Source organism: Streptomyces sp. NPDC006365, assembly GCF_042870755.1.
Taxonomy (GTDB): Bacteria; Actinomycetota; Actinomycetes; order Streptomycetales; family Streptomycetaceae; genus Streptomyces; species Streptomyces xiangluensis.
Map to the genome: position 1 here is coordinate 53,726 of NZ_JBIAHS010000005.1, position 11,813 is coordinate 65,538.

Annotated in this window: 10 protein-coding genes; 6 read left to right on the plus strand and 4 right to left on the minus strand. The window is 68.9% G+C overall.

Features of this window, described 5'->3' with window-relative positions; translation table 11 throughout:
- Window positions 1-13 precede the first annotated feature (13 nt).
- Window positions 14-229, plus strand: coding sequence for an I78 family peptidase inhibitor (locus ACFYO0_RS16260; RefSeq protein WP_388675616.1), 216 nt, complete (start codon window positions 14-16; stop codon window positions 227-229).
- Between the two features lie 101 nt (window positions 230-330).
- Here ACFYO0_RS16260 and ACFYO0_RS16265 read toward each other — a convergent pair whose 3' ends face one another.
- Together ACFYO0_RS16265 and ACFYO0_RS16270 are read right to left on the minus strand one after the other, a co-directional pair.
- A complete protein-coding gene (locus tag ACFYO0_RS16265; protein WP_388675619.1) occupies window positions 331-1,422 on the minus strand; it encodes a phosphatase PAP2 family protein in 1,092 nt (363 codons plus the stop codon).
- 260 nt (window positions 1,423-1,682) lie between these two features.
- The gene (locus tag ACFYO0_RS16270; protein WP_388675622.1) at window positions 1,683-2,897 is read right to left on the minus strand and encodes a glycosyltransferase family 39 protein; all 1,215 of its coding nucleotides are present in this window, start codon (window positions 2,895-2,897) and stop codon (window positions 1,683-1,685) included.
- 261 nt (window positions 2,898-3,158) lie between these two features.
- Here ACFYO0_RS16270 and ACFYO0_RS16275 point away from each other — a divergent pair, with 261 nt between their 5' ends.
- On the plus strand, window positions 3,159-4,775 hold the full coding sequence (locus tag ACFYO0_RS16275; RefSeq protein ID WP_388675624.1) for an MFS transporter: 1,617 nt from the start codon (window positions 3,159-3,161) through the stop codon (window positions 4,773-4,775).
- 280 nt (window positions 4,776-5,055) lie between these two features.
- Window positions 5,056-6,246 carry an acyl-CoA dehydrogenase family protein gene (locus ACFYO0_RS16280; RefSeq protein WP_388675626.1) on the plus strand — a complete coding sequence of 397 codons (1,191 nt, stop codon included), beginning with the start codon at window positions 5,056-5,058 and terminating at the stop codon, window positions 6,244-6,246.
- 41 nt (window positions 6,247-6,287) lie between these two features.
- Here the strand turns inward: ACFYO0_RS16280 and ACFYO0_RS16285 are convergent, their stop codons facing one another.
- A complete protein-coding gene (locus ACFYO0_RS16285) occupies window positions 6,288-6,731 on the minus strand; it encodes a cell division protein SepF (RefSeq protein WP_388675629.1) in 444 nt (147 codons plus the stop codon).
- Between the two features lie 574 nt (window positions 6,732-7,305).
- Here ACFYO0_RS16285 and ACFYO0_RS16290 point away from each other — a divergent pair.
- On the plus strand, window positions 7,306-8,208 hold the full coding sequence (locus ACFYO0_RS16290; protein ID WP_388675631.1) for a S1 family peptidase: 903 nt from the start codon (window positions 7,306-7,308) through the stop codon (window positions 8,206-8,208).
- A gap of 101 nt (window positions 8,209-8,309) precedes the next feature.
- Here the strand turns inward: ACFYO0_RS16290 and ACFYO0_RS16295 are convergent, their stop codons facing one another.
- Window positions 8,310-9,185, minus strand: coding sequence for an alpha/beta fold hydrolase (locus ACFYO0_RS16295; protein WP_388675634.1), 876 nt, complete (start codon window positions 9,183-9,185; stop codon window positions 8,310-8,312).
- An 89-nt stretch (window positions 9,186-9,274) separates the two neighbouring features.
- Here ACFYO0_RS16295 and ACFYO0_RS16300 point away from each other — a divergent pair, with 89 nt between their 5' ends.
- Together ACFYO0_RS16300 and ACFYO0_RS16305 are read left to right on the plus strand one after the other, a co-directional pair.
- Window positions 9,275-10,321: a slipin family protein gene (locus ACFYO0_RS16300; RefSeq protein WP_388676561.1), complete on the plus strand. Its 1,047-nt coding sequence runs from the start codon at window positions 9,275-9,277 to the stop codon at window positions 10,319-10,321.
- 286 nt (window positions 10,322-10,607) lie between these two features.
- On the plus strand, window positions 10,608-11,690 hold the full coding sequence (locus ACFYO0_RS16305; protein WP_388675636.1) for a S1 family peptidase: 1,083 nt from the start codon (window positions 10,608-10,610) through the stop codon (window positions 11,688-11,690).
- Window positions 11,691-11,813: the final 123 nt, after the last annotated feature.

The window sequence follows — 11,813 nt, forward strand, 5'->3', positions numbered from 1 at the left end:
TAACGTGGGCGGCATGGCACGGATTCCAACCCCACCCGCAGAGCCTCAGGACAACCCGGACACCTACGTCGGTCTGGAGGCGAGTGGCGCGGAGCAGCGCGCGCGTGAGCGCGGCTGGTCCACCGTGAGGTCGCTGCCCCCGGGCGCGATGATCACCATGGAATACATGAGCGGCCGCCTGAACTTCGAGGTCGGCGACGGCGTCGTGAAACGCTGCTGGAAGGGCTGAGCGTCCTCAGCCGCCCACTGAGAAGGCCCTCGGCTCCTGGAGCCGAGGGCCTTCGCGTGCGGGGAGCCGTGTGTGCGTACCGCGTCCCCGTTGTCTGCTGCTCAGCCGCCCGTCAGGGGGCGGGCCTGGGTGGTGTGGGGATTGCCACGTGTCACTCGCTCCGAGTGTGGAGGTCTGCGGCTTCCGGCGGGCGTCACCGGAGTGCGCTCCCCACGGCTCGTGTGCGGGCCGGGCGCCAGGTAGACGGGCGCGGAGGGCGTCCGGGATGTACGCGGCGCGCTGACCGGCTCGCGGGGCGCGGGCGCGGGCTCCTCCTCGGCGGCGGGAGATGCGGCGGAGGCGGGGACCGCCCTGTCGGCGGGCGCTCCGTGCGGCGAGACCATCGCGGGGTTGCCCACCGGGGCGGTGGCCGGCACCGGCGCCGCACTGCCGGCGCGGCGGCTGCGCCAGTCATCCCGCATCGCGAAGATACGGGCCTCGGCGCGGGCGATCAGCGGCTCGAACCAGGGCAGCGCCAGCAGGATCAGCAGACCCGCGGCCCAGCCCAGGACCACATCGCTCAGCCAGTGTGTGCCGATGTAGACGGTGGTCAGCCCGACGCCCAGGGAGATCACGGCGGAGACGGCCGACAGCCAGCGGCGGGCGCGTGGCGTCGAGGCCAGATAGGCCAGGATGCCCCAGGTCACGACGGCGTTGGCGGTGTGGCCCGAAGGGAATATATCGCCGCCGAGCCACATCTCGTTCGAGCCGATCGTGGTCGCGTAGTGCGGGCCGAGACGGCCCATGCCGATCTTGGCGGCGCCGACCGTGACGTTCAGCAGCAGCAGCGAGACGCCGAGCGCGAGCAACGGGCGCAGCGTGTGCATCCGCCAGGAACGCCAGCCCAGCCAGGCCGTGACCATCACGGCGGTGGGGCCGCGCTGGCCGAGCACCACGTAGTAGTCGAGGAACGCGTGGATCTCCGGCCACTGCTGGTAGGGCCGGAAGAACATGACCTGCCAGTCGAGGGTGACCAGCCAGGAGTTGATGATCACGGCCCACACGATGGCCGCGTAGAAGGCGAGCGTGGCCGCGAGGAGAACCACCCTGTGCCGGCTCATCCTGGGCACGTCGATATGGGCCGGTCGTTCCGGCTCACGGTCCAGCCGGGCGAAGACCCGGTCCAGACGAGTCAGCTTTCGTTCGGTACGCACGTATTCGACGTTACAGGGAGTGAGCTCTGCGCAACGCCGGAGCGCGCTCTTTGTGATGACGATGTGATGTGGGATTCCTCTCAGGAGGGGGTTTATCGCCGGTGATTATGGATTTCACCGAGTGCACCCTCCCTGCAATTCCATTGCTCCGTCCAGGGAGTTGTTTTTGGTGCGTCTGAATTTGTTCACCAAAAGCTTGCACGCAATTTCCCGAGTGCTCACTCCGGGTCAGGCGAGGGGCAAGGGAGGTGGGGAGGCGGTCAGGGCGGACCGGAGCCGTTCAGCCAGAACGCGCCGTACGCCGCCGACACCACCGCCACGCTCCCCAGCACCCACGCCGACCTGGACGTTCGCAGCCGGGCCAGGGCCAGTGCCAGGGGCAGCAGCAGGGGGAAAGCGGGCAGCAGCAGGCGCGGTTTCGAGCCGAAGTAGCTCGACGCGCACAGGGCGAGCGCGGTGACGATCCCCGCGTACACCAGCAACGGCAGCGGCTGAGCCTGTCGTACGCAGATCACATACAGCCAGATCACCAGGGCGACCCCGATGATCAGCCCGAGCCCGGCGAGGGCGGACGGAAGTGACGTGAACTTGTCGGCGACGAACCGGGCGAAGGCGTAGCCGCCGTCGAAGCCGTTGCCCCAGCCCGCCTGGACGTCGAGATAGCCCAGCGGGCCCTTGCCCGTGTGCTGCCCGACCCACAGGACGTAACCGGCGGCGCCCAGCGGCGCGAGGAGCATGCCCAGGGCGCGCCGCCACAGGGGCGCGCTGTCCGGTGCTGGACCACTCCGTTCCCGTACGGACGAATCCTGTGCGGGCGGATCCTGTGCCGACGAGTCCCGTCCGTACGAGGCGATCGCTGCCACCCACACCGCCGCGACCACCGCGGCGCCCACCGGGCGGGTCAGGCCGGCGAAGGAGGCGAGCAGGCCCGCCGTCAGCCAGCGGCCGGTCAGGACCGCGTACAGCGACCAGGCCGCGAGCGCCGTGAACATTGACTCGCTGTAAGCCATCGACTGCACGATCCCGACGGGCAGCACAGCCCACAGCAGTACGGCACAGACGCCGGCCCGGCGGCCGTAGACATGGTCCGCGACCGCGAAGATGCCCCAGGCCGCGGCGAGTGACGCCAGCGTGCTGATCAGCAGGCCCGCGTCCGCGTACGACAGCGGGGTCACCGCTGAAACGGCCCGCTCCAGCCACGGCAGCAGCGGGAAGAACGCCAGGTTGGAGTGCACATCGCCGTTCGGGAGGCGCACCTCGTAGCCGTAACCGAGTTCCGCGACCCGCGTGTACCAGAGCGAGTCCCAGCGTGCCGTGAGCAGCTGGTGCGGGCTCTTGTCGCGGGTGGCGCTCCACAGGGCGAGCGCCACCAGGCCCAGCGCGCGGACCGCCGCGTACCCCAGCAGGGCGGGGGCGACGCGGCGCGGCCACGGTCCCTCACGGGCCGGCGCGACAGGCGTTTCAAGATCGGTCACGGGCTCGATTATGGGCCGCGCCCGGAACCGTGTGGCCCCGCGGGGCGTGGTCGGACACGGGGGAGCGTGGCGCATGCCACACGTTGTCTGTGAGGAAGGTGAGAGACCCGCCACTGGCCACTGGCGGGATCTCGCGTACTCTGGCGTACTCACTCGCCTTTGTTGCGTGAGACCGGGACACCGCTCCTCCCGGCCGCAACCGCAGGGAGTCCCCACCCCGCGGATCCGCCGAACGCGAGGGAACATCTGGGAGGTACGTGCATGTCCGGGACGACCACGGCCGCTTCGCGTCGCCGTCGGGAGGCCGGGGCCGGTGCAAACCGCTGGGTTGTCCTCGTCGTCCTCTGCGTCAGCCTGTTGCTTGTCGCAGTGGACGCAACCGTGCTGCATGTCGCGGTGCCCGCCGTCACCGAGGATCTCAAGCCCGGCGCGATCGAGCTGCTCTGGATCGTCGACATCTATCCGCTGGTCTGCGCCTCGCTGCTGATCCTCTTCGGCACGCTGGGCGACCGGGTCGGCCGCAGACGGATTCTCCTCCTCGGATACGCCCTCTTCGGCGTCGCCTCCGCGATCGCGGCCTGTGCTGACAGCGCGCACGTCCTGATCGCGGCGCGTGCCCTGCTCGGTGTCGGCGGCGCGATGATCATGCCCGCGACGCTTTCGATCCTGCGGCAGGTCTTTCCCGACCGGCGTGAACGGGCCCTCGCGATCGGCGTCTGGAGCGCGGTCGCCGCGGTGGGCGCGGCCGTCGGGCCGCTGCTCGGCGGGTTCCTGCTGGAGCACTTCTGGTGGGGTGCGGTCTTCCTCATCAACATCCCGCTGATGCTGGTCAGCCTGCCCGTCGGGCGGTTGCTGCTGCCCGAGTCCACCGGGGACGGCAAGGGGCCGTGGGACGTCGTCGGCGCGCTGCTGGCCGCGGCCGGACTCTTCGGCGTCGTCCTCGGCGTCAAGCGGCTGGGCGCCGGGGAGATGCCGCTGAGCGCCCCCACGATGGCGCCGCTGCTGGTGGGTGCCGGGCTGCTCGTCGCCTTCGTACGGCGGCAGCGGCGGCGCAAGCATCCACTCGTCGATCTTCGGCTGTTCGCCAGGCCCGCCTTCAGCACGTCCGTCGGGTGCATCGTGCTCGCCCTGCTCGCGCTGGTCGGTCTGGAGCTGATCGCCGCGCAGTACCTCCAGCTCGTGCTGAAGCTCTCGCCGCTGGAGACCGGGCTGCGGCTCGTCCCGCTCACCTTCGCCGCGATGGCCGCGGGCCTTGTCGGCGCGAAGCTGCTGCACCGCTTCGGGCCGCGGACCATGGTCAGCCTCGGCTTCTGCCTCACCGCCGCCGCCGTCATCATGCTCACGGGGATGGGCCGCCACGACAACGCTCCGCTGTTGCTGACCGGGTTCGTACTGCTCGGGTTCGGGCTCGAGGTGACGTTGTTCGGGGCGTATGAGTCGATGCTCAGTGAGGCTCCGCAGTCGCAGGCGGGCGGGGCCGCCGCGATCGGGGAGACGTCGTATCAGTTGGGGGCGGGGATCGGCGTTGCGCTGCTCGGGAGCGTGATGAATGCGGCGTACGCGCCGGGGCTTTCCTCTGTGCAGGGGGTGCCTGCTGCGGATTCGGCTGCGGCCAGTCATTCGTTGGGGGAGGCGTATGAGGTCGCTGCTCGGCTCGGCGGGGGGACGGGGGAGGCGTTGCGGCATGCTGCCCGGGACTCGTTCGTGCACGGGCTGCATGTGACGTTGCTCGTCAGTGCGGTGCTGCTGTTGCTCGGGGCCGTGATGGCCTTGCGGTTGCCGCGAGCCATGGAGTGCGAGTCGCCTGCGGTGGGCTTGGCTGAGGTGCCTGGGCCTCGGGAGGCTTCGTCACACCTGCGGGCGGAGTCGTCCGTCTGATCGTGCGTTGTGACTGCGGTCAGGGGCTTCTCCCACCCACGCACAGCCCGTTTCAACTTTGCTGACCTGTGCGGGTTTCCAGTGGGGGTTCGGCGCCGTTGGCGACTGCGGGTTCGTTCATCGCGGTTCGCCACCGCTCCTCAGCCCTGCGCGATCGGGTTCACGGTTCGCGTTCGCGGGTCGCGGGAGGGAACACGCCCTCGACTTGCGTGACACTGCGTCGTAACGTCAGCCGTGCGTTGTGGTTAACAGTGCTAGTTTTCGTCGTCGGAGGCCTCCCATGTCCGCTGCCTCGAAGTTGCCGTCCTTCGATCCCGCCGACCCCCTCGGGCTCGACGAGCTTCTCGCGCCGGAGGATCTGGCGATTCGGGACACCGTGCGGGACTGGGCCGCGGATCGGGTGATGCCGTATGTCGCCGAGTGGTACGAGACGGGTGAACTGCCTCAAATCCGCGAGTTGGCACGGGAGTTGGGGGAGATCGGAGCGCTGGGCATGTCGCTCAGCGGGTACGGGTGTGCGGGGGCCAGTGCTGTGCAGTACGGGCTGGCCTGCCTGGAGTTGGAGGCCGCCGATACCGGGATCCGGTCGCTGGTGTCCGTGCAGGGGTCGCTCGCCATGTACGCGATCCACCGGTTCGGGTCCGAGGAGCAGAAGCAGCGGTGGCTGCCGCCGATGGCCGCTGGTGAGGTCATCGGGTGCTTCGGGCTGACCGAGCCGGATCACGGGTCCGACCCCGGGTCGATGCGTACGTACGCCAAGCGCGATGGGACCGACTGGGTCCTGAACGGGCGCAAGATGTGGATCACCAATGGCTCGGTCGCCCAGGTCGCCGTCGTCTGGGCGCAGACCGACGACGGGATCCGCGGCTTCGTCGTGCCCACCGACAGCCCCGGCTTCTCCGCGCCCGAGATCAAGCACAAGTGGTCCCTGAGGGCTTCGGTCACCAGTGAGCTCGTACTCGACGATGTGCGGCTGCCCGCCGATGCCGTACTGCCCGAGGTCACCGGGCTGAAGGGACCGCTCGGCTGCCTCTCGCACGCCCGTTACGGGATCGTGTGGGGTGCGATGGGCGCCGCGCGGTCGAGCTTCGAGGCGGCGGTCGAATACGCCAAGACGCGTGAGCAGTTCGGGCGGCCCATCGGCGGATTCCAGCTCACCCAGGCAAAGCTCGCCGACATGGCGGTCGAACTGCACAAGGGGATTCTGCTCGCCCACCATCTGGGGCGGCGGATGGATGCGGGACGGCTGCGTCCCGAGCAGGTCAGTTTCGGCAAGCTCAACAACGTACGAGAAGCGATCGAGATCTGCCGTACCGCGCGCACGATCCTGGGCGCCAACGGAATCTCGCTCGAATACCCCGTCATGCGGCACGCCACGAATCTGGAGTCGGTGCTGACCTATGAAGGCACCGTCGAGATGCACCAACTGGTGCTGGGCAAGGCGCTCACCGGGCTCGACGCCTTCCGGTAGCCCTCGGGCTCCGGAAGGCGGGGCCGGTGAACGGCCTTGCCTCAGCTCTGGTTGAAGAAACCGTCTGTCCTGCGGCCCGCCGGCTCCCCGCTGACGATCTCCGTGTCGGCGGGGGTCAGCAGGAAGACACGGTTCGACACACGCTCGATCGAGCCGCGCAGGCCGAAGATAAGGCCGGCCGCGAAGTCGACGACGCGCTTGGCGTCGCCCGGCTCCATGGCCGTGAGGTTCATGATGACGGGGACGCCGTCCCGGAAGAGCTCGCCGATACCACGGGCGTCCCGGAAGCTGTCCGGGGTGACCGTGCCGATCCTGCGGCCCTTCTCCTCGGCCGCCTCCGACGCCACCTTCACCCGCGGATCCGTGACCCAGGCATCCCGGGGCTCGGAACCTTCGGCGTAGTCGTCGTCGTAGTAACGCTCGTCATCGTTGTTGTTGTCGTCGACGAGGCCAAGCCAGGCACTCGCCTTGCGCACCGATCCCATGGACGCCTCCTCTCGCAGCGGTCTTTCTGCTTTCCGCCTCCCCATGGTCGTCCATGATGCGGATGTCGCGCCAAGGGGATAGACGGCGCGCGGGGGTTTCGTGACGGTACTGGTGCACAACGAATTAGTCGAGAGCCCGCGTTTCCCAAGGGCCGTGCCGTATACGGCTGCTGACTAAGAGTGAAATATGATTCTTCACGGCGTATGGGTGACGGTCGGAGCGTACGGGTGAACGAGGTGGTCGATCCGGCGCCGTAACTGACCGTCTGACGGTGATTCAACGCCTGTCGAGGGCTGTCTGACGGTGGGTTCCGGGGAATACCCTGGGCATGTTGATTGCCGCGGGGGGAGCGCAATCCGGCCTCTGACCTGAGCAACCTCCGTGGGGGGTAAGCAAGTTGAACGCTCCACGGCCGAAAGGCGCCCTTGCGTAGGTCGGCCGGGCGGTCGAATATTCGTCCAGCGCCTGTCAGGGGCACAACGTGTTCGGAATCCGGATATGTGGCTTCTGGCTGCGCCTCACGGGCCCCGACCCCACGCGGGCCCCCGACTTCCCATGTGGAGGAACGAAAAAGTGAGGACCAAGCGCACCACCCCCCGCAGCGGCATAGCGAGACGCACCCGGCTGATCGCGATCGGTGCCGGACTCGTGGCCGCGGCCGCCGTCACCGTCCCCAACGCGAATGCGAGCGACGCACAGACCTTCAGCACGGCCCAGCTCAAGAAGGCCGGCGCCTCGGTGCTCCAGGCCGATGTGCCGGGCACAGCGTGGGCGGTCGACTCCAAGACCAACAAGGTCACGGTCACCGTCGACAGCACCGTCTCCGACGCGGAGATCGCGAAGATCAAGGAAACGGCGGGCAGCAACGCCGACGCCCTTCAGATCAAGCACACCCCGGGCAAGTTCAACAAGCTCATCCAGGGCGGCGACGCCATCTATGCGAGTAGCTGGCGCTGCTCCCTCGGCTTCAACGTCCAGAACAGCAGCGGTACGCAGTCCTTCCTGACCGCCGGTCACTGCACCGACGGCGCGGGCACCTGGTACTCCAACTCCGGCCGCACCACGGTCATCGGCTCGACCGCCGGCTCCAGCTTCCCGGGCAACGACTACGGCATCGTGCGGTACTCCGGGTCCGTCAGCAGGCCCGGCACCGCGAACGGCGTGGACATCACCCGCGCGGCCACGCCGAGCGTGGGCACCACCGTCATCCGTGACGGCTCCACCACCGGTACGCACAGCGGCCGGGTCACCGCCCTGAACGCGACCGTCAACTACGGCGGCGGCGACGTCGTCTCCGGTCTGATCCAGACCAACGTCTGCGCCGAGCCCGGCGACTCCGGCGGCTCGCTCTACGGCAGCAACGGCACCGCGTACGGCCTGACCTCAGGCGGCAGCGGCAACTGCTCCTCCGGCGGCACCACGTTCTACCAGCCGGTCACCGAGGCCCTGAGCGCCTACGGAGTCAGCGTCTACTGATCGGCGCGCACGGCACGAAGCAACACAGGCACGCAGCCAGCGGTGGACGAGCCTTCGCACCTATGTGGGTGCGGGGGCTCGTCCTCCTCGTTTCGGGCCGTTCAGCCAGCCGCTCGCGGCGCCAGCCAGTCGAGTACGTCCGGAAGGGCCTCAAGGGCCGAGAAGTGACCGGCCTCCGGGTTCAGTACGGGCCGGACGCGCGGGATGCGCTCGGCCAGCCACTCGAAGTGGCCCACCGGGGAGAAGGTGTCCTGGGCGCCGTGCCACAGCAGTACGGGCCGGGTGATCGACGCCGGGTCGAAGCCCCAGTTGCTCAGCAGGGCGAGATCGTCGTCGATCCAGCCGTACGCCGAACTGCGGAGCGCCTCGCGGAAGGTGCGCAGCAGCATCTCGCTGATGGCGGGCTGGGCGATGATCCGCCGGTCGGAGTCGGTGAGGCCGTCACGGATCGACACCAGGAGCTGGGCCGGGTCCTTGCGGATCGAGGCCGCTCGCGCGGAGATGCGCTCGGCGAAGTCCAGTGGGTCGGTCAGCGCCAGGGCGAACTCCTCGACGTTGGACTCGGCCATCCCGTCGAACCAGCGCAGCCCCTTGGCGTCCGGCGGTGCGAGACTCATCATCGCCGCCGTGCGCCGCACCCGGTTGGGCAGCAGCGCCGCGCAGGCCAGCGCGTGCGGGGCACCGCCGGAGCGGCCGAGCACCGCGAACCGGCCGAGCTTCAGCGCGTCGGCCACCGCGGCCACGTCCCGCGCGGCGTGGGCCACCCTGCGGCCCGGGCCTCGGTCCGAATCCCCGTACCCCGGGCGGTCGTACGCGATGAACCGCACCCCGGGGCGCGCGGCCACCAGGTCCTGCGGCACCCCCCCGGACCGGCAGCCCGGTGTGCCGTGCAGCACCACCACCGGCGTACCGTCCGGGTCGCCCCACTCATCGATCGCCAGCCACCGTCCGTCCCGCATCCTTACGCCGTTCGGCACCTGTGTCCTCCATCTCCCCTTCGTGTCCGCCCCGGAGTTACCGTCGAAGTACACACCTGATGCGCCCGATACGGACCCTGGGGGTCGCAATGATCGAGGAGCTGGTGGCGGCCGGAGTAGCTCTCGGATCCGTCGGAGCGGTGTACGTGATGGCGGCGGCGCGCGTCGTCAAACAGTACGAGCGGGGCGTGGTCCTCCGGCTCGGCAAGCTGCGATCCGAAGTGCGTGGGCCCGGATTCACCATGATCGTGCCCATCGTGGACCGGCTCCAGAAGGTCAACATGCAGATCGTGACGATGCCGGTGCCCGGGCAGGAGGGGATCACCCGGGACAACGTCACGGTGCGCGTGGACGCCGTCGTCTACTTCAAGGTGGTGTCCCCCGCCGACGCGGTGATCCGGGTCGAGGACTACCGGTTCGCGGTCGCGCAGATGGCGCAGACTTCGCTGCGCTCGATCATCGGCAAGAGCGAGCTGGACGATCTGCTCTCCAACCGCGAAAAGCTCAACCAGGGCCTGGAGTTGATGATCGACAGTCCGGCCGTGGAGTGGGGTGTCTCCATCGACCGGGTCGAGATCAAGGACGTATCGCTGCCGGAGACGATGAAGCGGTCCATGGCGCGGCAGGCGGAGGCCGACCGGGAGCGGCGGGCCCGGGTCATCAATGCCGACGCGGAGCTGCAGGCATCCAAGAAGCTGGCCGAGGCCGCCAAGGAGATGGCTGACACTCCCTCCGCGTTGCAACTGCGGCTGCTGCAGACCGTGGTGGCGGTCGCGGCCGAGAAGAACTCCACGCTCGTGCTGCCCTTCCCGGTGGAACTGCTGCGCTTCCTGGAGCGTGCGCAGCAGCCGGCGCCGCCCGCCCAGGAGCAGCCTTCGCTGCCCTCCACGGAGTTGTTCGCCCAGCTTCAGAGGCTGTTGTCGCAGCCCCAACAGCAGTTGTCCGAGGCGAAGGAGCGCTCGGCAGAGCCTTCGTCCGTGTCGCCCTCAGAGTCCTCGCACGAGTCGTCGTCCGAGCGGGAGCGGTCGGTGCCGTCAGCGCCGTCGATGACGGAGCAATCGCTGCGGGAGCAACTCCCGCCGGTTCCCGGGCCGTTCGATCTGGACATCGGAGAGTCGAAATCCGGACAGGTGTAGTCCTCACAGAGCGCCAATAGTTACTCGCCCGTAGTGCTTGTCGCGGGTATTGACGTGGTGTTTATTCCGGCCGTTCAACGCGCGTCAACCTGCAGGGGGCGCACGTTCGTTGCCGTGTGCGCGTCCTGAAGTAGACCTTGTGTGCTCCCCGTAAGGATCGGAATAGTGGGCGCCGTCCGTTGGCGTGGACGTGGCTTTTACTGTTTGTCGTGTCCATGCCCGTACACCTTCCGGTCGCGACGGCCCCCACAGTCGCCGCGGCCGACCCCCCACAGGAGGACGTAAGTTGAAGCACCGACGCATACCCAAGCGGCGTGCCGCCGTGGCTGGTGCGGGCATCGCCGCACTCGTGGCCGCGGGAGTCACCTTCCAGTCCGCGAACGCGAGTGAGACCACGGCCGCACCCACGCCCGAAACTCTCTCGATCAAGGCGGCCGGAAAGCTCGCCTCGACGCTCGACAGGGACCTCGGCGCCGACGCGGCGGGAACGTACTACGACGCGAAGGCCAAGAACCTCGTCGTGAACATCCTCGACAAGGCCGCTGCAGAAGCCGTCGAGTCGGCGGGAGCCAAGGCCAGAGTCGTCGAGAACTCCCTCGCCGAGCTGAAGAGCGCCCGTACGACGCTGAAGCAGGACGCGACGATCCCCGGCACCTCGTGGGCGACCGACCCGACGACCAACAAGATCGTCGTCACCGCGGACCGTACGGTCAAGGGCGCGAAGATGGCCCAGCTGACCAAGGTCGTGGAGAAGCTCGGCGCCAAGGCCGAACTCAAGACCACGAAGGGCGAGTTCAAGAAGTTCATCGCCGGCGGTGACGCCATCACCGGTGGCGGCAGCCGCTGCTCGCTCGGCTTCAACGTGGTCCAGGGCGGCGAGCCGGCCTTCCTGACCGCCGGTCACTGCACCGAGGCGATCACCAGCTGGTCGGACGCGGACGGCAACGTGATCGGTGAGAACGCCGACTCCAGCTTCCCGGGCGACGACTACGGCCTGGTCAAGTACACCGCGGACGTGGAGCACCCGAGCGAGGTGAACCTCTACAACGGCTCCGCCCAGGAGATCACGGGCGCCGCCGAGGCCACCGTCGGCATGGAGGTCGTCCGCAGCGGTTCCACGACCCAGGTGTCCGACGGCACGGTCACCGGCCTGGACGCCACCGTGAACTACGGCGGCGGCGACGTCGTCGAGGGGCTCATCCAGACCGACGTCTGTGCCGAGCCCGGTGACAGCGGCGGCTCGCTCTTCTCGGGCAGCAGCGCGATCGGCCTCACCTCCGGCGGCAGTGGCGACTGCACCTCCGGCGGCGAGACCTTCTTCCAGCCGGTCACCGAGGCCCTCGAAGCCACCGGTACCGAGATCGGCTGACAGCTCCACCAGCTCGCTCCATCGCCCCGAAGGGTCCCGTCCCCGCGCAGCTTCTGCGGGGGCGGGACCTTCGCGTTTCCCGCGCGCTTCCCGGTGTTTGCGCTGGTGGGGCGGGGTAACCGG

Excerpts from the sequence above, each read along its gene's own strand:
- ACFYO0_RS16260 (WP_388675616.1), top strand. The coding sequence starts at position 14 with ATGGCACGGATTCCAACCCCACCCGCAGAGCCTCAGGACAACCCGGAC.
- ACFYO0_RS16275 (WP_388675624.1), top strand. The coding sequence starts at position 3,159 with ATGTCCGGGACGACCACGGCCGCTTCGCGTCGCCGTCGGGAGGCCGGG.
- ACFYO0_RS16280 (WP_388675626.1), top strand. The coding sequence starts at position 5,056 with ATGTCCGCTGCCTCGAAGTTGCCGTCCTTCGATCCCGCCGACCCCCTC.
- ACFYO0_RS16285 (WP_388675629.1), bottom strand. The coding sequence starts at position 6,731 with ATGGGATCGGTGCGCAAGGCGAGTGCCTGGCTTGGCCTCGTCGACGAC.
- ACFYO0_RS16300 (WP_388676561.1), top strand. The coding sequence starts at position 9,275 with ATGATCGAGGAGCTGGTGGCGGCCGGAGTAGCTCTCGGATCCGTCGGA.